The sequence below is a fragment of the Moorella glycerini genome (genome assembly GCF_009735625.1).
GTDB lineage: Bacteria > Bacillota > DSM-521 > Neomoorellales > Neomoorellaceae > Neomoorella > Neomoorella glycerini.
The window spans coordinates 387,762-409,591 of record NZ_CP046244.1; the positions used below are offsets into that span (position 1 = coordinate 387,762).

Annotated in this window: 25 protein-coding genes; 20 read left to right on the forward strand and 5 right to left on the reverse strand. The window is 57.1% G+C overall.

Going from position 1 to position 21,830, the window contains the following annotated elements; translation table 11 throughout:
* Positions 1-43 precede the first annotated feature (43 nt).
* The 6 genes from MGLY_RS01935 to MGLY_RS01960 all read left to right on the forward strand — a co-directional run bounded on the left by MGLY_RS01935 (position 44) and on the right by MGLY_RS01960 (position 4,717).
* Complete coding sequence (locus MGLY_RS01935; protein WP_156271490.1) at positions 44-430, forward strand: DUF1634 domain-containing protein; 387 nt, start codon at positions 44-46, stop codon at positions 428-430.
* A gap of 198 nt (positions 431-628) precedes the next feature.
* Positions 629-1,669: an ABC transporter substrate-binding protein gene (locus MGLY_RS01940; RefSeq protein ID WP_156271491.1), complete on the forward strand. Its 1,041-nt coding sequence runs from the start codon at positions 629-631 to the stop codon at positions 1,667-1,669.
* Positions 1,670-1,732: 63 nt separating this feature from the next.
* Positions 1,733-2,662 carry an ABC transporter permease gene (locus tag MGLY_RS01945; protein WP_156271492.1) on the forward strand — a complete coding sequence of 310 codons (930 nt, stop codon included), beginning with the start codon at positions 1,733-1,735 and terminating at the stop codon, positions 2,660-2,662.
* Positions 2,628-3,428 (forward strand): ABC transporter ATP-binding protein, encoded by an 801-nt coding sequence (locus tag MGLY_RS01950; RefSeq protein WP_156271493.1) that lies wholly within the window; start codon positions 2,628-2,630, stop codon positions 3,426-3,428. Before MGLY_RS01945 ends, MGLY_RS01950 begins: the two co-directional genes overlap by 35 nt.
* A gap of 104 nt (positions 3,429-3,532) precedes the next feature.
* Entirely contained in the window at positions 3,533-4,036 is a 504-nt protein-coding gene (locus tag MGLY_RS01955; protein WP_156271494.1) for a DUF1640 domain-containing protein, read from the forward strand.
* Positions 4,037-4,186: 150 nt separating this feature from the next.
* Complete coding sequence (locus MGLY_RS01960) at positions 4,187-4,717, forward strand: nucleotidyl transferase AbiEii/AbiGii toxin family protein (protein ID WP_156271495.1); 531 nt, start codon at positions 4,187-4,189, stop codon at positions 4,715-4,717.
* Positions 4,718-4,752: 35 nt separating this feature from the next.
* Here MGLY_RS01960 and MGLY_RS01965 read toward each other — a convergent pair whose 3' ends face one another.
* The 4 genes from MGLY_RS01965 to MGLY_RS01980 all read right to left on the reverse strand — a co-directional run bounded on the left by MGLY_RS01965 (position 4,753) and on the right by MGLY_RS01980 (position 8,413).
* Positions 4,753-5,535, reverse strand: a complete 783-nt coding sequence (locus tag MGLY_RS01965) for a GntR family transcriptional regulator (RefSeq protein WP_211662016.1) — start codon at positions 5,533-5,535, stop codon at positions 4,753-4,755.
* 164 nt (positions 5,536-5,699) lie between these two features.
* Complete coding sequence (locus tag MGLY_RS01970; RefSeq protein WP_156271496.1) at positions 5,700-6,011, reverse strand: type II toxin-antitoxin system HicB family antitoxin; 312 nt, start codon at positions 6,009-6,011, stop codon at positions 5,700-5,702.
* A gap of 90 nt (positions 6,012-6,101) precedes the next feature.
* On the reverse strand, positions 6,102-7,934 hold the full coding sequence (locus MGLY_RS01975; RefSeq protein ID WP_156271497.1) for an aldehyde ferredoxin oxidoreductase family protein: 1,833 nt from the start codon (positions 7,932-7,934) through the stop codon (positions 6,102-6,104).
* Positions 7,934-8,413: a 4Fe-4S dicluster domain-containing protein gene (locus MGLY_RS01980; protein ID WP_156271498.1), complete on the reverse strand. Its 480-nt coding sequence runs from the start codon at positions 8,411-8,413 to the stop codon at positions 7,934-7,936. Before MGLY_RS01980 ends, MGLY_RS01975 begins: the two co-directional genes overlap by 1 nt.
* 196 nt (positions 8,414-8,609) lie before the next feature.
* Between MGLY_RS01980 and MGLY_RS01985 the strand changes: the two genes are divergently transcribed.
* The 14 genes from MGLY_RS01985 (at position 8,610) to hypE (ending at position 20,840) form a co-directional block, all read left to right on the forward strand.
* A complete protein-coding gene (locus tag MGLY_RS01985; protein ID WP_156271499.1) occupies positions 8,610-9,059 on the forward strand; it encodes a PaaI family thioesterase in 450 nt (149 codons plus the stop codon).
* Positions 9,060-9,068: 9 nt separating this feature from the next.
* Positions 9,069-9,242 (forward strand): DUF2442 domain-containing protein, encoded by a 174-nt coding sequence (locus MGLY_RS01990; protein ID WP_156271500.1) that lies wholly within the window; start codon positions 9,069-9,071, stop codon positions 9,240-9,242.
* 215 nt (positions 9,243-9,457) lie between these two features.
* Positions 9,458-10,099, forward strand: a complete 642-nt coding sequence (locus MGLY_RS01995; protein ID WP_156271501.1) for a response regulator — start codon at positions 9,458-9,460, stop codon at positions 10,097-10,099.
* A gap of 366 nt (positions 10,100-10,465) precedes the next feature.
* Positions 10,466-11,518, forward strand: a complete 1,053-nt coding sequence (locus tag MGLY_RS02000; RefSeq protein WP_156271502.1) for a 4Fe-4S dicluster domain-containing protein — start codon at positions 10,466-10,468, stop codon at positions 11,516-11,518.
* 2 nt (positions 11,519-11,520) lie between these two features.
* The gene (locus MGLY_RS02005; protein ID WP_156271503.1) at positions 11,521-12,369 is read left to right on the forward strand and encodes an FAD/NAD(P)-binding protein; all 849 of its coding nucleotides are present in this window, start codon (positions 11,521-11,523) and stop codon (positions 12,367-12,369) included.
* On the forward strand, positions 12,366-13,127 hold the full coding sequence (locus tag MGLY_RS02010) for an NADH-quinone oxidoreductase subunit B family protein (protein WP_156271504.1): 762 nt from the start codon (positions 12,366-12,368) through the stop codon (positions 13,125-13,127). Before MGLY_RS02005 ends, MGLY_RS02010 begins: the two co-directional genes overlap by 4 nt.
* On the forward strand, positions 13,124-14,407 hold the full coding sequence (locus MGLY_RS02015) for a Ni/Fe hydrogenase subunit alpha (protein WP_156271505.1): 1,284 nt from the start codon (positions 13,124-13,126) through the stop codon (positions 14,405-14,407). The genes MGLY_RS02010 and MGLY_RS02015 overlap by 4 nt, the downstream gene beginning before the upstream one ends.
* A gap of 2 nt (positions 14,408-14,409) precedes the next feature.
* A complete protein-coding gene (locus MGLY_RS02020) occupies positions 14,410-14,880 on the forward strand; it encodes a hydrogenase maturation protease (protein WP_156271506.1) in 471 nt (156 codons plus the stop codon).
* Complete coding sequence (gene hypA / locus MGLY_RS02025; RefSeq protein ID WP_246187461.1) at positions 14,870-15,214, forward strand: hydrogenase maturation nickel metallochaperone HypA; 345 nt, start codon at positions 14,870-14,872, stop codon at positions 15,212-15,214. The genes MGLY_RS02020 and hypA overlap by 11 nt, the downstream gene beginning before the upstream one ends.
* A gap of 4 nt (positions 15,215-15,218) precedes the next feature.
* Positions 15,219-15,911, forward strand: coding sequence for a hydrogenase nickel incorporation protein HypB (gene hypB, locus MGLY_RS02030; RefSeq protein ID WP_170290882.1), 693 nt, complete (start codon positions 15,219-15,221; stop codon positions 15,909-15,911).
* Positions 15,848-18,163: a carbamoyltransferase HypF gene (gene hypF / locus MGLY_RS02035; protein WP_156271508.1), complete on the forward strand. Its 2,316-nt coding sequence runs from the start codon at positions 15,848-15,850 to the stop codon at positions 18,161-18,163. The genes hypB and hypF overlap by 64 nt, the downstream gene beginning before the upstream one ends.
* A gap of 6 nt (positions 18,164-18,169) precedes the next feature.
* Positions 18,170-18,436 carry a HypC/HybG/HupF family hydrogenase formation chaperone gene (locus tag MGLY_RS02040; protein ID WP_156271509.1) on the forward strand — a complete coding sequence of 89 codons (267 nt, stop codon included), beginning with the start codon at positions 18,170-18,172 and terminating at the stop codon, positions 18,434-18,436.
* Between the two features lie 33 nt (positions 18,437-18,469).
* Positions 18,470-19,582, forward strand: coding sequence for a hydrogenase formation protein HypD (gene hypD, locus MGLY_RS02045; protein ID WP_156271510.1), 1,113 nt, complete (start codon positions 18,470-18,472; stop codon positions 19,580-19,582).
* A 235-nt stretch (positions 19,583-19,817) separates the two neighbouring features.
* Positions 19,818-20,840, forward strand: a complete 1,023-nt coding sequence (hypE, locus tag MGLY_RS02050) for a hydrogenase expression/formation protein HypE (protein ID WP_211662018.1) — start codon at positions 19,818-19,820, stop codon at positions 20,838-20,840.
* Positions 20,841-20,945: 105 nt separating this feature from the next.
* Here the strand turns inward: hypE and MGLY_RS02055 are convergent, their stop codons facing one another.
* Positions 20,946-21,761: a thiamine pyrophosphate-dependent enzyme gene (locus tag MGLY_RS02055; RefSeq protein ID WP_156271512.1), complete on the reverse strand. Its 816-nt coding sequence runs from the start codon at positions 21,759-21,761 to the stop codon at positions 20,946-20,948.
* Between the last annotated feature and the right edge of the window lie 69 nt (positions 21,762-21,830).

Below are 21,830 nucleotides of genomic sequence, written 5' to 3' on the forward strand. Positions count from 1 at the left end.
GCAGACACATACCTATTTCCTGATGAGAATAAGGTGATGAGTTATGGAAAATAACGAGAGCAAAAGTGTACCGAAAGAATCCCATGCCCTCGTCGTCGAGGATATCATCAGCCAGTCTTTGCGTTGGGGAGTAGTTATTAGCGCCATAATAATTGCCGCCGGCCTGGTATTTTACTTGCTTACCGGTGACAGCGGCTACCCGGCTGGTTTCTTCCCTACCAGCATCCCCCAGGTGTTCAAAGATGTGGTGCATTTTAAATCCTTTGCCATCATTGACCTGGGACTTTTGCTGCTCATCGCCACTCCCATTTTCCGCGTCGCCGCTTCGATTATTGCCTTTATCTTTGATCGCGACCGCCCTTATGTAGTGATTACCACTTATGTGCTGGCCATGTTAATTTTAAGCCTGCTGCTGAGGAAGGCGGAATAACAGCGAAAACTATTGACATACGCCGCTACATTAAATTAAGATTAAATCGTAACATACGCCGGTTGGCCCGCCGGAACCAAAAACGGTAGGATGGCAGGAAGGGCAATGATGCTCCCGCCGGGAGTATTTTTAGTTTATGACCCTGGCGCGGAAAAACTGCCTTGTCAGCCGGGAAAACGTAAAGGAGGCAAGGAGGAAGTGAAAAAAGGGTCCTGGTTGTTGTCATTGCTGGTGGTGCTGATGCTAGCTTTATTGCTGGCCGGGTGTGGATCAGGAGGGGGCAAACAGCCGTCCGGTAGCGGGGCTCAATCTCAGCCACAGTCCAGCGAGACCAAAAGCGACGCCAAAGCAGTCAAGCTGGGTATCATCCAGATTGTCGAGCACCCAGCCCTGGATGCGGCCCGCAAGGGTTTCCTGGCGGCCCTGAAGGCCGGCGGCTATGAAGAAGGCAAAAACCTGCAGGTGGACTTCCAGAACGCCCAGGGCGACCAGTCCACTCTCCAAAACATCGCCCGCAAATTCGCCCAGGATAAAAAGAACTTGATCCTGGCCATTGCCACCCCTTCGGCCATGGCCATGGCCAATGAAACCCAGGATATTCCTATTCTGATTACTGCCGTCACCGATCCTGTCGCGGCCAAACTGGTTAAAAGCATGGAAAAACCCGGTACCAATGTTACCGGGACAACGGACATGAATCCCATTAAAGAACAACTGGAGCTCTTAAAGCAACTGGTACCCAGTGCCAAAAAGTTCGGGGTCATCTATAACTCCAGTGAAGTCAATTCCCAGGTGCAGGTGAAAATTGTCAAACAGGAAGCCGCCGGCCTGGGTCTGACCGTGGTGGAAGCGCCGGTAACGGCCAGCAACGAGGTGGTCCAGGCCACCCAGTCCCTGGTGGGACGGGTGGAGGCCATTTATGTGCCCACCGATAACACGGTAGTATCTTCTATCTCGGGGGTACTCCAGGTGGCCGAGCAACACAAAATACCGGTAATTGCCGGGGAAAGCAACACCGTCGAGTCCGGGGCCCTGGGAACCATCGGCATTGATTATTACAAACTGGGACAGCAAACCGGCCAGATGGCCCTGCGGGTGCTGAAGGGCGAAAAGCCCCAGGATATGCCCATTGAGAAGCAAAAGGACCTGGACATCGTTCTTAACGCCAAAGCAGCCAAAGCCTTCGGTGTAACCATCCCGGAAGATTTAAAAAAGAAAGCCAGCAAGATTATCGAATAAGGGCTTACGCCGTCCGTGTATGCAGCTAAAAGTTAACGTCGCAATGAAGCAGGTGAAGTTGTCATGTCGCTGAGTATATGGTTGGGAGCCCTGGAGCAGGGATTACTGTGGGGGGCCATGGTCCTGGGGGTATATATGACCTTCAGAGTCCTTGATTACCCCGATTTAACCATCGACGGCGCCTTCACCCTGGGGGCGGCAGTGGCGGCAAAGTTTATCGTCGCGGGTTATGACCCCTGGCTGGCCCTGCTCCTGGCTATCCTCTGCGGTGCCCTGGCCGGTCTTATTACCGGCCTGTTGCACACGCAGTTAAGGGTGGCGCCCCTGCTTTCCGGTATCCTGACCATGATCGCCCTCTATTCCATCAACCTGCGCATTATGGGACAGGCCAACCTGTCCCTTCTCCGTGTGAAGACCATTTTTACCTGGGTCAAAGGGTTGCCGGCCCTGGACCCCTTCGGCCCAGCCCTGCTGGGATTGCTGGTGGCGGCCCTGGTCCTTATCCTGCTTTACCTTTTCCTGGAAACAGAACTGGGTATGAGCATCAGGGCTACCGGGGATAATGAGCAGATGATCCGCAGCCTGGGGGTAAATACCAGTACCATGAAACTGGTGGGCCTGGCTATCGCCAATGCCCTGGTAGCCCTTTCGGGGGGGCTGGTAGCCCAGTACCAGGGCTTTGCCGATATCGGCATGGGTATCGGCATGATTATTGCCGGTCTGGCCGCGGTTATTATCGGCGAGGCCCTGGTGGGAAGTCAAACCCTGGTCCGGGCCTTGCTGGCAGCCATCACCGGTTCGATAATTTACCGGGCCGTTATCAGCCTGGTACTGCAGTTGGGCCTGCCGCCCACGGACCTCAAGTTGCTAACCTCGTTAATTGTAGTGGTCGCCATGGCCTTTCCCCTGGTGCGCCGGCGTCTGGGATTGCGAGCCTTACGTTTGAGGAGTGAGCAGGGTGCTGCGGCTGGTCAACGTAACCAAGACCTTTAATCCCGGCAGCGTTAATGAAAAAGCAGCCTTAAGGGAAATTACCCTCCATGTCAAGCAGGGCGAGGTAGTTACCATTATCGGCAGCAACGGTGCCGGGAAGTCGACTCTTTTAAACGTAATTGCCGGGGTTTACGAAATCGAGGCCGGGAAAGTGCTTTTAGATGGCCAGGATATTACCCGTTGGCCCGAGCATATCCGGGCGGCCTGGATTGGCCGGGTTTTCCAGGACCCCTTAAGGGGTACGGCTGCCTCCATGACCATTGAAGAAAATTTGGCCCTGGCCCTGCGGCGGGGCCGTCCCCGCCGGTTACACCGCGGCATTACCCCGGCCGAACGGCAATTGTTCAAAGAACACCTGGCCCTCCTGGGGCTGGGCCTGGAAGAACGCCTGACCACGCGCGTGGGTTTGTTATCCGGCGGCCAGCGCCAGGCCCTGACGGTGCTCATGGCCACCATTGCCACACCCAAGTTGCTCTTACTGGACGAACATACGGCGGCCCTGGACCCGCGGACGGCCAGGACGGTGCTGGAGCTAACGGAAAAAATCATCGCCCGCCACCAGCTCACCACCCTGATGGTGACCCACAACCTGGAGCAGGCCCTGCGCACCGGCAACCGCACCATTATGATGCACGAGGGGCGTATTATCCTGGACCTATCCGGCCCGCAGCGGGCCGGAACCACGGTAGCCGACCTCTTGAAAATGTTTGAACAGGCCAGCGGCAGCGCCTTTGCCGACGATAGGGTACTGCTAACAGGTAGCTGATGCTGACAATCCCGGGTTAAGCGGGGCTAGTTTTTGGGAGTAAAGGAATTTCCATTGCCCGCCTGGAAAAATAATGGTATGATTTAGCCAAAGGGGGAGCCACCATGCCAGAGGAAGCCAGAAAAGAAATAGCGGCCGGAACAGATGAGCAAGGGTTATTTCCTCGTGGTTTCGACCCGTTTGGCTATATCATCCAGCAGCTGACTAACATGGACGCTCGTTATGAAGCGCGCTTTGACCGGATTGAAACGAGGATCGATAAACTTGACACCCGGATTGATAAACTTGACAGTAAAATCGATACCCAGATAAATGCTTTGCGCCAGGAAATGCATGAGAATATCACTGGCCTGCGCCAGGAAATGCACGAGAATATTACTGGCTTGCGCCAGGAAATGCGCGAGAATATCACTGGCTTGCGCCAGGAAATGCAGGAAAATGATGCCCGGTTACAGCAGGAAATTGCGATATTACGGCAGGAAATCAAGTCAGGGCAACAGGAAATACGTAGCATCCATAGATGGTCTATCGCCAGTATAGTAACTACTATTGTTGGTCTGGGGGGTGTTATCGCTTCCCTACTGGCCATCCTGGCCCGGCTACCTTAATCAATCCAGGAGTGGATACTATGGGTATAAAAAGAGAGCTCCTCGTTAAATACTTTAAACAGCTAACACCAGAGCAAAAAATGAAGATGGTGCCACAACTGGGGCGGTATGCGGATAGGCTAAAGCTGGGAATAAAGAGGGCCAGGAAAAATGGACGACCCGATAATTAAGGTTAGCGCTATACTGGAAAAAATAGATATGCCCTATTGCCTCATCGGAGGCTATGCTGTTGCTGCCTATGGCGCACCCAGATATACCGCTGATGTTGATTTTTTGGTATCCCGCTTAAAAGATTATAGTGAGCAGCTACAAGCTAATTTACAAGAAGAAAATCTATTTTTCGAGATCTCCAGGGCCGACCTGTTAGATCCTCTCGGCGATATTGTTACCATAAAGTTAACTGTTCCCGTCCAGCTTATTGACGCCAAATATACCTACCATTATAAAGCCATCGAGCGAGCACAGATTATTCAATATGAAAACCACAGCCTGAAAATAATCAGCCCCGAAGATCTTATTATCCTCAAACTTAAAGCGGGTGGCCCGAAGGACCTGTGGGATGTGGAAAACATACTATCTTACCAGGAAAATCTGGATATGACTTATTTGCTCCGGCAAACAAAAAGCCTGCGCGTGGACAGGCGTTTGCAAGGGATATTGGCCAGGCTTAAGCAGGAATAATGAACCCGGCAAAGGATACTGCCAATGTTGCAATCTTACTCCATAATCACACCGCTACCAGGGTGCGGCCGGTTACGGTCCAGTTCCACGCGATACTTGTAGCGGTCGGGACGGTAGGCGTTGACGGAAAGTTCTACGGGCCTGCCCCTATCATCAAAAGCCGTCCGTTCCATTATTAATAAAGGCGTCCCCACCTTCACCTGAAGGTATTCTGCTTCCCTTTTCCCGGCCCTGCCGGCAGAAATGGTCTGTACCGCCCTTTCTAGGACCAGGCCCAGCTTTTCTTCCACCAGCTCGTACAAACCGCGGCGCTCCAGGTCTTCCTCAGCCAGGCGGCTGCCGTATTCGTAGGGCCAGTAGCTGCGCAGGTAAGTAATGGGCTGCCCGTTCATTTGCTGGACTTTTTCAATGAGGTAAAGGGGCTCATCGCCGAAGACCCTTAAGCCTGGTACCCTTTGCATTTCTTTAATGGGGTCCGTTACCGGCCCGGTGAAAATAATGGTGGCACCGGGCTCATAACCCCGGGCCTTCATTTCCTCAAAAAAGCCGGTGAGTTTGCCCAGGGTTTCTTCTACCGTTTCCCGCTTGACGAAGGTCCCCTTGCCCGGGCGGCGCTCCAGCAAGCCTTCATCCACCAGGGCCGCCACGGCCCGGCGCACGGTAATGCTGCTAACGCCATACTTCTCCATGAGCTGCTTGTCGGTAGGGAAAAGGTCTCCTACCTTATACTCGCCTTCCTTGATAGCCCGGCGCAAATCGCTGGTTATCTGGTAGTGTAAAGGAATCGGTTTGGTGCGATCAATACTCACGAAGTCCACCTGCAATTATTATAAAGTTATACTTATAGACATTATAACCATATTTTTATGGCCTGGCAACAGAAAAAACGGCTTTCCGGCTGCAAATGCTACTGCCGCATTTTTGGCAGGAGGCATTACAGTAATGCCTGGCAATGTAGGCATCTTTCAAAAGAAGCAGCCCCTTAGGGCTGCTTCTTAATTCGACGGTGGTGGTAATCGTGGATGCCAAGATACTGCTTTAAACTGGTCTGGAGCAGATGGGAAAAATTAACTTTCTCCCTTTCGTCTATATCATTGAGCCATTTGGGGATTGTCAGGGTCTTTTTTATAGCCTTATTTTCTATCTCGTCCCTGACGATATCTGTCCAGGCTTCTACTAACGCAACAAAGGTACCGGGCGGTATTTCCATTTTGCCCGGATCTGAAGGTACAGGAATACTCTCGCCGTCTTCTTCCATGCCGTAAAGGAAACCGGCCAGAGCTTCTTTGGCCATAGCCTAAAAATTAGGGGAAGGTGTCGAACCTTCCCCACTATATAATTAAGGGGAGGAATTGGCTTAACTAAATGCCGTCCACGCACTTAATCAACTAACCTCCCGCCAGAGGTGGGCCAGGCCCAGGGCGGCTAATTTTTCTGCCGTCGGCCGGCCCTGGCGGTCCCAGCCCATGAGGTCATAGTATTCATCCAGCATGGGATCAAGCTCCACCAGATGGCCCTGGCTGGGCCCGGTGGGCATCTTTTCCTTGAGCATCCGCGGCGGCAGGTAGTCGTCCTTGCGATCGAAACCTTCCCGCTGGTTAAAAAGGCGCTCCAGGTTGGTTATCTTTTCGCCGATTAACATGGCGCCGGCTTCATCCAGGGCCAGGCCGCTCACGGCCCGGTATAGCTCTATTTGTTCCTTTAATCCCAGGGCGAAACGCATGGAAGAACACAGGGAGAGGGAGTCGACAACGGCCAGCAGGAACTGGGTTTCCCGCACCAGGGCGGCCTTGCCTTTGTATTCAAAGCGCTTGCTGCCGTCGCCAGCTGTTTCAGCACCCATGGTGGGTGCAATCATGTGGTGGGCACCCTTGGGAGAGATAGCATAACCCAGGCCCATACCCTTGCAGCCCCGGGGATCGTAGGTGGCGAATTCCTGTCCCTTGACCTGCATGGCCAGCTCGGGGACGCCCAGCTTTTCTGCTGCCCGTTTGGACCCTTCGGCCAGGAGGTCGCCGATGCCTTCCCGGCGGACGATTTTCTCCATCAAGGCCACCAGGGCCGCGCCATTACCGAAGCGCAGGTCCAGGCCGCCGGTATCCCTGGAGGTGATAATCCCCTTCTCGTAGCACTCCATAGCCAGGGATGCTACCGCCCCTGCCGACATGGTATCCAGGCCGTAGGTATCGCAGATCTCTACCGCCTTCACCAGGGCGGCCAGGTCGGCGACGCCGCAGTTGGCTCCCAGAAGTCCGGCCGACTCAAACTCCGGCCCTTCAATCATGGTGCCGGCATAGGGTCCTTCTTTGATATAACTCACCTTGCCACAGGCAATGGGACAGGCATAGCAGGAGATATGGCCGACAAAAATATTTTCTTTCATGCTGGCGGCATTGATCTTATTCGCCTCTTCAAAGTAGCCGCTGCTGAAGTTACGGGTGCCCCAGTAACCGAGACCGTTGGTGCCGTCCACCATCTCCGGCGTACCGTAATGGCGCCGGGCCCTGGCCTTGAGATTCCCGGCCAGGATGCTGTAGGTCTTTTCCGCCAGGGCTTCCAGGGCCGCCGGGTCGGCCACCTCGATGCTGCCGCTGCCCCGGACGGCGATGGCCTTCAAGTTCTTGGACCCCATCACGGCCCCGGCGCCGCCGCGGCCGAACTCCCGGTGGTAATCGCTCTGGATGCAGGCAAAGCGGCTTAATTTTTCCCCGGCGGGTCCGATGCAGGCCACCCTGATGGCCTCGTCCTTTAGTTCAGCCCGGATGGCGTCTTCAGTGGCATGGGTCAGTTTCCCCCACAGGTGGGAAGCATCCTTCAAAGTCACCCTATCGTCATCAATCCACAGATAAACAGGGTGGTCGCCCCGGCCTTCAATGATGATGCCGTCATAGCCGGCAAATTTCACCTCCGGCGCCAGGTGGCCTCCGCACAGGGAGAAGAAATAGGTTCCTGTCAGGGGGGAGCGGAAGGTAACGGTAATCTTATTGGCTCCCGGAGCCAGGGTCCCTTCCACCGGCCCGGTAAGAAATATTAATTTATTATCCGGCCCCAGAGGATCTGTATGGGGCTTTAGTTCTTTAAGTAACAGGTAAGCACCTACGCCCCGGGCGCCGATATAACCGGCAAAAACATCCTCAGGCGTTGGCTCTTTAGTAATGCTACCACTGGTCAGGTCAACGCGTAAGATTTGACCAGCCAGCCCCTTTAAAGCAGCCATCACTTGCTCCCCCCTTCCATGGCAGCAGCCACTGTTTCCACATAAGCGGCCCGCTGGCCCCGGTCCGCCACGGCCAGGGGGACATACTCAATGGCCCCCTCCCGGCAGTGGGCCACGCATTGGGGTTCGCCGCCACAGAGGTCGCAAATGAGGACCACCCTTTTATCCTTGTCGATGGCCACGGCACCATAGGGGCAGGCGCGGACGCAACGGCGGCAGCCGATGCATTTCTCTTCGTCGACAATTACAGCCCCGGTTGCCGGGTCTTTACTCAGGGCCCCCTCCCGGCAGGCGGCAATGCAAGGGCTTTTGGCACACTGCATGCAGGTTACCGGGACATTAAGGTATTTACTGTGCACCCGGCTTACTCGCACTCGGGCTTTGGTGGGGTTCACCCGGCCTTCATGCTTCCAGGAACACCACTGCTCGCAGATGCGGCAGCCGACACAGCGTTCTGGATAAGTCACCAGGACGTTCATAAGCGCTCCCCCTTGCTAGGGTTTGGTTTCTCCAGGCGAAATTATATAAATTTATATTTTAACCTATTATAATCTTAAACCTCATTTATCGCAAGGGGGATATGATAACCATGCTCCGTCAATTAATATCCCCTTAACAAATCTTATCCATCTGCTATAATTATCCATAAGCGCTATATCTGGAGGCATACCTAACATGGGTCAAAGTTTCTGTTTCGGCTGTAGCCCCGATAACCCCATTGGTTTGCACCTGGAGTGTTTCCCCCAGGATGACGGGACCTGGGCGACCTATTTCACCCCTGCCCGCTACCATGAAAGCTATAACGGCATCATGCACGGCGGCCTGGCTGCCACCGTACTGGATGAGCTGATTGGTAACCATTTACTTAAAGGCTTGGGGCGGTGGGCCGTTACCGCCCGACTGGAAGTACGGTTTCGTAAACCCATCCCTATTGGGGCAAGGGTAAAATTCGTCAGCCGCATCGTCAGAGAAAAAGGGTCTCTCTTCCAGGTGGCAGCCTGGGCTGAGCTGCCCGACGGCCGGATCGCCGTGGAAGCCAGGGCCGAGATGATGGCGCGTGAAACCGGTTTGGCATCTACCACCTCATTTTCACAGGAGTTCAAGCAACTTCCTGGTCTGGAGTAGGGGGTGAATATGAAACCCCTGATCGCCAGGCCACCCTTTGATATTTTGCGGGATCCCATTATTTTTAGCATGGTTCGGATCGATGCCGGCGGCTACGGTATTAGCTGGAGCGATGAACTGGATTTGAGCGAGTATGAACTGTGGCAGCATGGAGAATTGCTCGGAAATAACGCCGGCGTATAATGCCATTTGGGCGGATAAAAACGGCTGGGAGCCCTACTATCATGGCAAAAAGGCTTGTTGCCAATAGGAGAGGCGGATTAACTCCAAGATTGTTTCGCAATTTTCTTTCTTTGTATGCGATGTATTGAACAAATTATAACTAGCGCATATAATGCTCTTAGAAAGTTAATAATCTACTGTCCTCACGTACAATCTTTTGAACGGCAGGGACCGCCATGGTCACCAAACAACGCCTGCTCCTGGTCGATGATCATACTTTAATCCGCAAGGGCCTGCGCCTGCTCATGGCCGGCTGGGAAGGCTTTGAAGTGGTAGGCGAGGCCGGCGACGGCCAGGAAGCCATCGAGCTGGCCCTGGAACTAAAACCGGATATTGTCCTCATGGACATCTATATGCCCCGCCTGGATGGCCTGGAGGCAACCCGCCGCTTGAAAGCCCTGTTGCCGGAAATAAAGGTAGTCATCCTGACGGTGGCTGACGACGACGAAGCCTTCCGGGCGGCCCTGGAGGTCGGCGCCGAAGGTTACCTCTTAAAAACCGTCGAACCCCAGCACCTCTATTACCTGCTCCAGGAGGTGGCCCGCGGCGAGGTACCCCTGGCTTCCGCCCTGACGAAGAAGATCCTGCCCCAGCTTAAAGCCCAGGAAAAAGGCGACCTTTTAAGCCCGCGGGAAAAAGAGGTGCTAACTCTAGTTGCCCGTGGTCTTAGCAACCGGGAAATCGCCGGCCGGCTCTTCATCAGCGAGAATACCGTTAAAAACCATCTGCGCAGCATTCTGGAAAAACTGCAGACTAAAAACCGCCAGCAGGCCGTCCATTACGCCCTGCAGCACGGTCTGGTAAAGTTAAGGGAATAAGGCCTGGCGGCCAGGGCATCCCGTATAAGGAGCACCTTTGCCTACCCCTCCACGGCAAATTTAAAGGAATAGTCCGAAAGAACTATTATAATTAGTCCTTCCGGGTCTGTCCGGGGATAAGAAAGAAGGTTTATGTTAAAAGAAAACTTCCTGGCAAGGCGAGGGCGAGCTCTTTCTTGGCGGTAGAGGGTATTTAAAAGCAGGAGAAAGGAGGTTATCGTGAGGTAAGTTCTAGATGATACTTTCACACTTCTATCCAGGCCATAAAGTGACAAGAGAAAGTAATGATAAGGTTGACGCTATTTTTTTAAAAGTTATCCTTGTGATGGCACCTGCAAGTACATAGTCTTCAGGAGGTGGAGATTAATGTCCGTAGCCTATGCCCGCCAGGCAGAGTGGGGTATACCCCAGCTCTATCTTTTACCTGCGGCAAAATTAAACCCCTTCCTCGAGGAGTTAAAGGAGTATTATACCGTCATCGGCCCGGTAGCCAGAGGCAAGGAATTCGTCTTCGCGCCGGTAGCGAAGCCCGAAGAACTGGCCCTTAGTTATCAAACCACCCTGTTGCCGCCCAAGAAAGTGCTGCACCTCCCCTTTGAAGTCCTCTTTTCCTTCCACGAAGACCAGCAAATCGTCGAAACCGCGCCGGAGCAGCGGCCCCAGGTCATCTTCGGTATTCATCCCTGTGATGTCCGCGCCATCTTAATCCTGGATAAAGCCTACACTGCCGAATATCCCGATCCTTACTATATTGCCAAACGCCGGCATACCCTCCTGGTGGCTCTCAACTGCGCGGAACCGGGGGAAAACTGCTTCTGCCAGTCCCTGGGCACCGGGCCGGATCTAAAGGAAGGCTATGACCTCCTGCTGACCGACCTGGGCCACGGCTATCTCATCGAGGTCGGCAGCCCCTGGGGCCGGGAATTAGTCCAGACCATGGACCTGGCTCCTGCCCCCCGGGTAGCTATGGTCGAGAAACAAAAGGTACTGGAAAATGCCCGGCGCAAGTTTCATAAGAAACTCAATACCCAGGGCTTGCCTGAACTCCTGGAAGAAAACTTCCGCCACCCCATCTGGGAAGAACTCATGCACGATTGCCTGGCCTGCGGTTCCTGCACCATGGTCTGCCCCACCTGCTTCTGTTACAACGTGGTAGATAAGATTGACCTCAATCTCAAGAGCGGTAAGCGCCAGCGGGAATGGGATTCCTGCATGCTGCTGGAATACGCCCAGGTGGCCCTCGGCCATAACTTTCGCAAAGACCGGGATGCCCGGGTGAAACAGCGGATTTACCATAAACTGGTCTACTATGAGCCCCAGTTTAGTACCCTGGGCTGTGTCGGTTGTGGCCGCTGCATCAAGACCTGTGTCAAGAAAATCGACATCACCGATGTCATCAGCCGGCTGAGGGGGGAATAGGGGTGTTCAATCCATTTAAGCCCGAACGCGCCGTCATCAAGGAGATTATAAAGGAAACGGCAGATACCACCACCTACACCTTCAGCTTCCTGGACAACGGGGTGCGCCAGGAATTCCGCTTCCGGCCGGGTCAGTTTAACATGCTCACCATTTTCGGCATCGGCGAGGCGCCCATTTCCATCAGTTCCAACCCGGCCGATCTAGAGACCTTCCAGCATACCGTCCGCCATGTGGGCAACGTCACCAATGCCTTGAGTAAGATGCAACCCGGCGCTATGGTGGGTATCCGCGGGCCCTATGGCACGGGCTGGCCCCTGGATGTTTTACCCATCAAGAACTTGCTTATTGTTGCCGGCGGTATCGGCCTGGCCCCTTTACGGCCGGTTATCCAGGAAGTCATTAATCGCCGCCAGGAATTCGGCCAGGTGGAAGTCCTCTACGGTGCCCGCACCCCGGCAGAACTTCTTTATCCCGCCGAGTATGACACCTGGCGCCAGGCAGGGATATCCTTACGCCTGACGGTAGACGCCGTACCAAGCGGCAACACCTGGGAGGGACAGGTAGGAGTGGTCACCGACCTTTTCCGGTACATGTCTTCCCGGCCGGAAGAAACCACCGTTTTTACCTGTGGCCCGGAGATCATGATGAGCTACGTTGTGAAAGGGTTGCTGGCCCGCGGTTTCCGGCCGGAGCAGATCTACGTTTCCCTGGAGCGGCGTATGAACTGTGGCGTCAAAAAGTGCGGCAAGTGCCAGATTGGCCCCAAGTTTGTCTGCCGCGACGGCCCGGTTTTTGCCTATGCCGAGCTTTTAACCTTACCGGAAGAAGTTTTAGGAGGTGCGGCCAGGTGAGCAAACCCCGTGTTGCTGTCTATAAAATGAGTTCCTGTGCCGGCTGCCAGCTGGAGATCCTCAACCTGGAACCCATCCTGCTGGATCTCCTGGGGACAGTGGAATTGAGTTATTTCGTCATGGCCCGCCGGGAAAACGAGCCCGGTCCCTACGACATTGGCCTGGTGGAAGGCGCCATCACCTGCGGCGAGGAGATTGAGCGGTTGAAAAAAGCCCGCCAGGAGTGTCACCTGCTGGTGGCCCTGGGTTCCTGCGCCTGTTACGGCGGCCTGCCTTCCATTAAAAACTGGCAGCCCCAGCGGGTGGTGGAAAGCCGCGTCTATGACAACCTGGCGGCCATCCATTCCACCACTGCCTACGGCATCGACTACTACGTACCGGTCGATGCCTACCTCAAGGGCTGCCCGGTGAGCCGCGAGGAATTACTGGATTTTATTAAAAGCACCCTGCTGGGTGTGCGGCCCTATTTAAGGCCCCACAGCGTCTGCGTGGAGTGCAAGCTGCACGAAAACGTCTGCCTTTTCGTCACTGATGGGGCGATCTGCCTGGGGCCGGTCACCACAGCCGGCTGTGGCGCCCTCTGCCCTTCCCGGGGCAAGCCCTGCGACGGCTGCCGCGGCCCGGCTAACGACGCCAACACCGTCTCCCTGGCCCAGACCATGGTTTCCTACGGCCTGCACCACAGCGACATTGCGCGTTACTTTCGCAAGTTCGCCGGCATGACGCCGGAATTCAGCAAGGGGGCGGAGGCTGTATGACGGAACAGGCCATCCAGGTCGACTACATCGCCCGCGTTGAGGGCGAAGGGGCTTTAAAAATTAAAGTCAAGGACGGCAATATCAGCGAACTGCAGTTACGGATCTTCGAACCGCCGCGCTTCTTCCAGGGTTTCCTGGTAGGGCGGCGTTACGACGAAGTGCCGGGCATCGTCTCGCGCATCTGCGGCATTTGCCCCGCTTCTCACCAGCTAACGGCCATCCAGGCCCTGGAAGACGCCCTGGGCATAGAGGTCAGCCAGCAGACAAAGGATTTGCGCCTGCTGCTGGCCTTGAGCCAGTGGATCCAGAGCCATACCCTGCACATCTATTTCCTGGCCCTGCCCGATTTTTTGGGCTATGAAAGCGCCATTGCCCTGGCCAGAGACCACCTCCCGGCGGTGCAAAGGGCTTTAGAACTCAAGCGCCTGGGTAATGATCTCACCATGCTGGTTGGCGGCCGGGAGGTGCATCCCGTAACGCCTGCCGTCGGCGGCTTTACCTCCGTTCCCAGCCGGCAGGAACTGCAGGCCATCGGCGAGCGCCTGGCAGTCGCCCGGGCCGACGCCCTGGCCACCATCGACCTGGTCGCTTCCCTGTCCATCCCCGCCCTGGAACGGGATTGCGAGCACGTCGCTTTAAGCGACGCTGACGGTTATGCCGTCAACGGCGGCCGCCTGGTTTCCACCAAAGGCCTGAACATCCCGGCCTGGCAGTACCGCAGCCATATTAAGGAGCGCCACCTGGAGCATTCCAACGCCCTCCACTCTTACATTGAAGGCCGCGGTAGTTTCCTGGTGGGACCCCTGGCCCGGGTCAACCTCAACCTGGAAAAACTAACCCCCGCCGCTCGTAAGATAGCCAGAGAAACCGGGGTTTTCCCCACCGGCAATCCCTTTTACAGCGCCCTGGCCCGGTCCATTGAACTCCTGCACAGCATCGATGCCTGCCTGGCACTAATCGACCGGCTGGACCCCCGGCCGGATAACGTGCCCTATACCGTCCAGGCCGGGCAGGGCTTTGCCATCACCGAAGCACCGCGGGGCATCCTTTATCACAGCTACCGCCTCAATAACCAGGGCCTGATTGAAGAGGCGGATATCGTTACCCCGACGGCCCACAACGTAGCCAGTATGGAGGAGGACCTGCGGGTCTTTGCCCCCGGCGTCCTGGACCTGCCTATTGAAGAAGCCACCCTGAAGTGTGAAATGGTTATCCGCAATTACGACCCCTGTATCTCCTGCTCGGTTCATGCCTTGCGCCTGGAGATCGAGAGGGAATAACCATGACCAGAGTGGTTATCGGCTGCGGGAACCCCCTGGCCGGCGATGACGGCGTGGGCCTAAAAGTAATTGAAGAACTGGAACGCCGGGGACTGCCGCCGGGCGTCAAAACCATCCCCGCCGGTCTTCCCGGCCTGGCCCTGCTGGGACTCTTACGCGGGGCCGAGCAGGCCGTCATTGTCGATGCCGTCCATGCCGGCCAGGAACCTGGTACCGTAATCTGCTGCCAGGAAAAGGACCTGGCCCGGCTTTCCTGGCGGAGCCTCTCCTTACACAATTTAGGTATTGGTGAAGCCCTGGCCCTGGGACGGCTGGTAGACCCGGCCACCTTCCCGCCGCGGCTAATCCTGGTAGGCATCCAGGCCGGTTCACTGACACCGGGACAAACTAATTTAAGTCCCCCGGTCGCTGCCGCCCTGCCCCTGGCTGTGGCAACCATCTACCAGCTACTAGGCGGTGGTAATGGTGCATGAACTCGCCCTGGCCCAGGAAGCAGTGCGCCTGGTAGCCCGGGATGCAACCCGGCGGGGTTGCCAGCAGGTTACGCGCGTAAAGCTCCGTTGCGGGGAATTGACAGCAGTCCTCCCCGAGGCCGTGCGCCTGGCCTTTACCTGCGCCAGCCGGGGCACGTTACTGGAAGGGGCAGTACTGGACATCGCCACTACCCCGGCCAGGGCCCTGTGCTCTAGCTGTGGCGTCGAATTCCGGCCGGAAGAATGGCTTCTCCTCTGCCCCCGCTGCCATACCCCGGGCGCCCGGCTCTTATCCGGCCGGGAAATGGAAGTGGTATCCTACGAAGGGAAGTGAAAATATGGCTGACTTCAAGGTTATCCTGGCCCAGGACCTGCGGCAGGCCAACCGTGACCAGGCCGCGGCCAACCGGGCCCGTTTTCAAGCCAGTGGCGTAACGGTAGTTAACCTCATCAGCAGCCCGGGGGCCGGCAAGACCAGCATCCTGGAAGCCACCCTGGCCCGCCTGGCCAAGGAGATGAAGATCGGGGTCATCGAAGGTGATATCGCCACCAGCCGCGACGCCGCCCGTATCGCCGGCTGGAAAGTACCGGTAGTGCAGATCAACACCGCCGGTGCCTGCCACCTGGACGCCGCCCTTATCGCCGCCGCCCTGCCGGAGCTACCCCTGGCAGAGCTGGAGTTGCTCTTTATCGAAAACGTCGGCAACCTGGTCTGCCCGGCCGAGTTTGACCTGGGCGAAGACGTCAAGGTTAGCATCTTGAGCGTTGCTGAAGGCAGCGACAAGCCTTTGAAGTACCCCCTGGTATTCCAGGAAGCCCGGGTCCTGCTCTTAAATAAAATTGACCTCCTGTCCTATACCGACTTCGACCTGGCCGCCTTCCGCCAGGACCTCAAAGCTTTAAACCCCAATCTCATGGTAATAACCCTCTCGGCGCGTACGGGAGAAGGTCTTGAGGAATGGTTTTTATGGCTCAAACAGCTGGTAGCCTCGAAAAAACAACAAACCTCCCCCTGCGGCGCTACCGCCTGACCCTCCAGGGTATCGTCCAGGGCGTCGGCTTCCGCCCTTTTATTTACCGCCTGGCCCGGACCTGGGGCATCCGGGGGGAGGTCTATAATGCCAGCAGCGGGGTGTGTATCGACGCCGAAGGGGAAGCGGAGCGGCTGGAAAGCTTTATCCGGGAGATCCTGACCCGGCCGCCCCGCCTGGCCAGGATCTCCGCCTGGCAACAGGAGGAATTGCCGCCTAAAGGCTGGCTGGATTTTAAGATTAAAACAAGCATAGCCGGGTCAGAACAAAAGGTAGTGGCTTCCCCAGATGTAGCCTTGTGCCCTGATTGCCGGCGGGAAATCCTGGACCCGGCCGACCGCCATTATCGTTATCCCTTTACCAACTGTACCAGCTGCGGCCCCCGTTTTACCATCATTTATACCCTGCCCTACGACCGCGTCCGGACGGCCATGGCCCTTTTCCCGCTCTGCTCCGATTGTGCGGCTGAATATGGCAACCCCGCCGACCGGCGTTTCCACGCCCAGCCCGTAGCCTGCCCGTCCTGCGGGCCGCGGGCGACCCTGCTGGATAATAAAGGACAGCCGGTAGCCGGCGACTGGGTAGAGCTGGCAGCCTCCTTCCTGCGCCGTGGCTGCATCCTGGCCGTCAAAGGCCTGGGCGGGTTCCACCTGGCCGTTGATGCCACCAATAATGAAGCCGTAGCCAATTTACGCCGCCGTAAGGGCCGCCCCGCCAAGCCTTTCGCCGTCATGGCCCGGGACCTGGCCACGGTCCAAAAATACTGTTATGTCAGCCAGGAGGAAGCCGGCCTCCTGCTAGGGCCAGCAGCTCCCATCGTTCTCTTACGCCGGCGGCCGCATACCGATCTCGCCCCGGAGGTAGCGCCGGGCCTGAGGAGCCTGGGAGTCATGCTGCCCTATACCCCCCTGCACCTGCTCCTCCTCCAGGCCGGCCCGCCGCTCATCGTCATGACCAGCGCCAATATCAGCGACCTCCCCCTGATCAAGGAGGAGGCCAAGGCCCTGCAAGAGCTGGCCGGTGTGGCCGATTATTTCTTAAGCCACAACCGGGAGATAGTCAACCGTTGCGACGATTCCGTAGTGGCCTGGCGGCTGGGGGAAACCCACTTTTACCGGCGTTCCCGGGGGTTTGTCCCGGCAGCCTTGCAGCTCGACCTGCCGGATGGACCGGATGTCCTGGCGGCAGGTAGCGACCTGAAGAACACCTTTTGCCTGCTTAAAGGTAGGGAAGCTTTCTTAAGCCAGCATATCGGCGATCTGGCCCCAGTAGAAACCCAGGCAGCCTGGCGGGAAGCCCTGGAGCGCCTGCAGGTTTTATGCGACTGCCGCCCGGAAATTATTGCCTGCGACCTGCATCCTGGCTATTACTCCACCCGCCTGGCCCACGAACTGGGTTCTAACGTGGTCGGCGTCCAGCACCACCACGCTCACCTGGCCAGTTGCCTGGCGGAAAACGGCGTTACCAGTCCGGCTTTAGGGTTAATCTGTGACGGCACCGGCTACGGCCTGGATGGCGCCGTCTGGGGCGGGGAGATTTTGCTGGGGTCCTATAAAAGTTTTCAGCGTCTTTATCATCTGCGCTACGTCCCCCTGCCCGGCGGCGACCAGGGGGCGCGCCATCCCTGGTATATGGCCGTGAGCTACCTGTACCACTACCTGGGTTCCGGCGCGGGGACAACCGCGGCCCGGGAACTCTTTGACCGCCAGGGGCCGGCCCTGGAAATAGTCCTGCAAATGCTTAACCGTAATTTCCAGCTCGTTCCCACTTCCAGCCTGGGCCGGCTGTTCGATGCCGTCGCCGCCTTATGCGGCATCTGCCTGGAAAATACCTACGACGGCCAAGCCGCCTGCGCCCTGGAGGAAGCCGCCCTGGCTGCCGGTGGAGCCTGGGCCGGCTGGCCACCCTATCCCTTTGACCTGACTGGCGCAGAAATGGACCCGGGAGCAATGATCAAAGCCATCTGGCAGGACCTGCAAAAAGGCGTAGAAGTACCTGTTATTGCCGCCCGCTTTCACCGCACCCTGGCAGAAATGCTCCTCCAGGCCGTCCTGCGGGCCGCCAGCTTTACCGGCCTGCGGGGGGTAGCCTTGAGCGGCGGCGTCTGGCATAACAGCCTCTTGCTGGAAGAGATAAGCCGGGAGCTGGCCAAAAGGGGATTTACCGTCTATCGCCACCGGCTCGTGCCGCCCAATGACGGCGGTTTAAGTCTTGGCCAGGCGGCCGTTGCCCGGGAAATAGGGAGTGGATGAAGACAGATGTGTCTGGGAGTACCGGCCCGCATCATTGCCATTGAGGCCGACGGCGTGCAGGCTACGGTGGAAACCAGGGGCGTCCAGGCCAGGGTCAGCCTGGCCCTGGTGGAGGGCTGCCGGCCCGGGAGCTACGTCCTGGTCCATGCCGGCCATGCCATCAGCGTAATTAATACGGAAGAAGCTGAGGCCCGCTTGAATCTGTGGAAGGAGTTAATCGCCTTCAAGGAGGCATCTTTTATGAGTGCTAATACCTCCACCATTGAATTATAAATATGTTGGGTGTAGATGGGGAGCAGCCTGAGGATGGAAACATGGAGCACCAATCACCAGAAGGAGCTAACTGCCAGGCTCCTGGTCAGGGTAAAATCACTGGCGGCTGCCATAGCGGGCAAGCTTGGCCGCCGGCCGGTAATCATGGAGGTATGCGGCACCCATACGGTGGCCCTGGCCCGCACGGGACTGCGCAGCCTCCTGGCGGGATGCATCGATCTGCGCAGCGGGCCCGGTTGCCCCGTCTGCGTAACCGCCCCCGAAGAGATAGATTACATGCTTTGCCTCGCCCGGCAGCCGGGGGTTATCATTGCCACCTTTGGCGACATGGTGCGGGTACCGGGTAGCAGCGGTTCGCTGGAAAAGGCCAGGATAGAAGGCTGCCAGATCCAGGTTTGCTACAGCCCCCGGGAAGCCGTGACCCTCGCGCGTTCCAATCCCGATCGAGAAGTTGTTTTCTTAGGAATAGGCTTTGAAACTACGGCCCCTGCTGTAGGGCTGGCCGTGAAAGAAGCCGCGGCCCTGAGTCTCAAAAATTTCAGCATTTACAGCGCCCATAAGCTGGTACCACCGGCCCTGGCAACCCTGGCCGCCGACCCGGACTTAAAGCTGGATGGGCTGCTCCTGCCGGGGCACGTCAGCGCCATCCTGGGCCGGCGGGCCTTTACTTTCCTGGCCAGAGAATATAACTTGCCGGCTGCTATTGCCGGTTTTGATGCCCTTGACATCCTGGGGGCGCTATTGGAACTCCTGCTCCAGATCCAGAAAGGAGAAGCGCAAGTTAATAACGCCTACCCGCGGGTAGTCAGCGAAACGGGTAACCACAAAGCGCAGGAAATTTTAAGAGAAGTATTCTCCCTGGCTCCCGCCAACTGGCGCGGGCTGGGATTGATACCCCTCAGCGGGCTGAAATTGAATACTGCCTACGAGGCCTTTGATGCCAGCCACCGCTGGCGCCTGGAGTTAAAACCCGCCCCGCCGCCGGCCGGTTGCCTTTGCGGCAGCGTTTTAAAAGGCCTCTGCCTGCCGCCGCAGTGCGCCCTTTTCGGCCGGCGCTGCACCCCTCTCCGTCCCGTAGGTCCCTGTATGGTATCCTCGGAGGGTTCCTGCGCCGCCTACTACCGGTATGCCCGGGAAGCAGGATAAGTACCTACCTGTTTATTTGACAAAAGGGTAACCCCGGCTAAGAACCCTGGCTCTCGATTAAATATCGCTTAAGTAATGGCCTGGGCCCACACCACACCATCGCCGTTTCCACTCCGTTTTATGAACTATAGTATCATAAAGTCGGGGTTAATTTTCCTGGTATCCTGGTAGCACCAGGCGGAAAAGTTACAAGCAGGCCTGATAAAAAATTACGTTAACAGGGATGAAGTGTATTATGACCGATTGTGGTAGTATTACTGGCACAGTTTCCTTAGCCCACGGCGATGGCGGCGAGTTGACCCACCGGTTGATCAGTGACCTGTTTTTAAGATATTTCCGGGACGAAGCCTTGCAACCTTTGAATGACGCCGCCCTGCTGCCCGCCCAGTGCGGCCTCCTGGCCCTGACCACCGATTCTTTTGTCGTCAAACCCCTCTTTTTCCCCGGCGGCAATATCGGCACCCTGGCTGTCAACGGTACGGTGAACGATCTGGCCGTCAGCGGCGCCCGTCCCCTTTACCTCACTGTGGGGCTGATTCTCGAGGAGGGGCTGCCCCTGCCGGTCCTGGAAGAGGTCATCGCCGCCCTGGCCGCAGCCGCCAGTGAAGCCGGGGTAGCCATCGTGGCCGGCGATACCAAGGTGGTGGAACGGGGCCACGGCGACCAGATCTATATCAATACCACCGGCCTGGGGCTGGTTGCTGGCAATATTGACCTGGGCTGCCACCGCGTCCGGCCCGGCGATGTAATCATCTGCAGCGGGGCGGTAGGCGACCACGGCCTGGCCGTCCTGGCAGCCCGGGAGAATTTCGGCCTGGAAGGGTTAAAAAGCGACTGCGCCGCCCTGCATACCTTAATCCTGCCCCTGCTGGAGAATTTCCCCGGTGCCGTTAAATGGCTGCGCGACCCCACCCGGGGCGGGCTGGCGACGACGATAAAAGAGCTGGCCCTGAGCGCCCAAGTTGACATTATCCTCAGTGAAGAAGCCATCCCCGTCCATGACAGCGTCCGCGGGGGAGCGGAAATCCTGGGGTTGGATTACCTCTACCTGGCCAATGAAGGTAAATTCTGCGCCGTGGTCGATAGAGTTGCTGCTGAAGATGTCCTGGCCTTCCTCCGCCGGCACCCCCTGAGCTGCGAGGCCGCCCTGGTCGGCGAAATTAAGGAAGGCAGCGGCCGTGCCTTCCTGCGTACTGCCCTGGGGGCCACCCGGGAACTCTATCTTTTGAGCGGCCAGCAGTTACCGCGGATTTGTTAGCTCCTGATTACCAAGGGGAAATAAGCTAAAGCCCTTGTACTGCTGCAACAGTACAAGGGCGAGTTTAAGAACCCCGGTAAGTGGGGCCCCATGGGATCCGATTATCTATCCCGGCAAATGGGCAAACCTGGCCTGGGGCGCCAAGTAGTCGCGCAAAGGGCGGCGATGGGCGATTTCTTTTACCGTCAACCGCCCGTTTTCGTATTCGGCCAGGGGCCATTGCCCGGTCTGGACGGCCAGGCGGGCGAGCTTAACCGTCAGTTCGGAGGGATAGCCCCAGCCCGGCGGGCAGGGGGAGAGGACCTGGATGTAGGCCGGGCCTTCCACCTGCATGGCCTTCTGCACCTTGGTCAGGTAATCCTGGGGGTAGCCGATGCTGGCCGTAGCTGCATAGGGGATATTATGGGCAGCCACAATACCCAGCATATCCTTTTTGGGCCGTTCTTCCCCCCGGCCCACACTGCCGACAGGGGTCGTCGTGGTCCGCGCCCCTAAAGGTGTGGCCCCGCTCCGCTGTACCCCGGTATTCATATAGGCTTCGTTGTCATAGCAGATGAAAATAAAATTATCGCCCCGCTCGATGGCACCGGATAAAGCCTGGAGCCCGATGTCAACGGTACCACCGTCGCCGGCCAGCCCTACGACCCTGACCCCTTTTTTGCCCCGGCATTTCAAGCCGGCCACCACCCCGGAAACGGCCGCCGCCGTGCTGGGAAAGGTTACATTGACGCAGGGAACTTTGAAGGCCAGCTGGGGATAAAAGGTGGTTACCCCCAGCAGGCAGCTCGGCGTGGTAACTATGACTGTCTCCGGCCCCAGGACCTTCAGGGCCATACGAACGGCAAGAATGCCGCCGCAGCCGGCGCAGGCATAAGACCCCTGCACCAGTTCGACATCAGGTAATTCTTTTATTTTAACCATAGTACTTTCCTCCAGGCTATTTCTTGTTCAATTCGAAGGTAAAGCGAACCGGTTGTATACTTCCTGCTT

Bases quoted from the DNA above. Each gene is read 5' to 3' on its own strand.
- MGLY_RS01935 (WP_156271490.1), top strand. From the start codon at position 44: ATGGAAAATAACGAGAGCAAAAGTGTACCGAAAGAATCCCATGCCCTC.
- MGLY_RS01945 (WP_156271492.1), top strand. From the start codon at position 1,733: ATGTCGCTGAGTATATGGTTGGGAGCCCTGGAGCAGGGATTACTGTGG.
- MGLY_RS01955 (WP_156271494.1), top strand. From the start codon at position 3,533: ATGCCAGAGGAAGCCAGAAAAGAAATAGCGGCCGGAACAGATGAGCAA.
- MGLY_RS01960 (WP_156271495.1), top strand. From the start codon at position 4,187: ATGGACGACCCGATAATTAAGGTTAGCGCTATACTGGAAAAAATAGAT.
- MGLY_RS01970 (WP_156271496.1), bottom strand. From the start codon at position 6,011: ATGGCCAAAGAAGCTCTGGCCGGTTTCCTTTACGGCATGGAAGAAGAC.
- MGLY_RS01975 (WP_156271497.1), bottom strand. From the start codon at position 7,934: ATGGCTGCTTTAAAGGGGCTGGCTGGTCAAATCTTACGCGTTGACCTG.
- MGLY_RS01980 (WP_156271498.1), bottom strand. From the start codon at position 8,413: ATGAACGTCCTGGTGACTTATCCAGAACGCTGTGTCGGCTGCCGCATC.
- MGLY_RS01985 (WP_156271499.1), top strand. From the start codon at position 8,610: ATGGGTCAAAGTTTCTGTTTCGGCTGTAGCCCCGATAACCCCATTGGT.
- MGLY_RS01990 (WP_156271500.1), top strand. From the start codon at position 9,069: ATGAAACCCCTGATCGCCAGGCCACCCTTTGATATTTTGCGGGATCCC.
- MGLY_RS01995 (WP_156271501.1), top strand. From the start codon at position 9,458: ATGGTCACCAAACAACGCCTGCTCCTGGTCGATGATCATACTTTAATC.
- MGLY_RS02000 (WP_156271502.1), top strand. From the start codon at position 10,466: ATGTCCGTAGCCTATGCCCGCCAGGCAGAGTGGGGTATACCCCAGCTC.
- MGLY_RS02015 (WP_156271505.1), top strand. From the start codon at position 13,124: ATGACGGAACAGGCCATCCAGGTCGACTACATCGCCCGCGTTGAGGGC.
- MGLY_RS02020 (WP_156271506.1), top strand. From the start codon at position 14,410: ATGACCAGAGTGGTTATCGGCTGCGGGAACCCCCTGGCCGGCGATGAC.
- hypA (WP_246187461.1), top strand. From the start codon at position 14,870: ATGGTGCATGAACTCGCCCTGGCCCAGGAAGCAGTGCGCCTGGTAGCC.
- hypB (WP_170290882.1), top strand. From the start codon at position 15,219: ATGGCTGACTTCAAGGTTATCCTGGCCCAGGACCTGCGGCAGGCCAAC.
- hypF (WP_156271508.1), top strand. From the start codon at position 15,848: ATGGCTCAAACAGCTGGTAGCCTCGAAAAAACAACAAACCTCCCCCTG.
- MGLY_RS02040 (WP_156271509.1), top strand. From the start codon at position 18,170: ATGTGTCTGGGAGTACCGGCCCGCATCATTGCCATTGAGGCCGACGGC.
- hypD (WP_156271510.1), top strand. From the start codon at position 18,470: ATGGAAACATGGAGCACCAATCACCAGAAGGAGCTAACTGCCAGGCTC.
- hypE (WP_211662018.1), top strand. From the start codon at position 19,818: ATGACCGATTGTGGTAGTATTACTGGCACAGTTTCCTTAGCCCACGGC.
- MGLY_RS02055 (WP_156271512.1), bottom strand. From the start codon at position 21,761: ATGGTTAAAATAAAAGAATTACCTGATGTCGAACTGGTGCAGGGGTCT.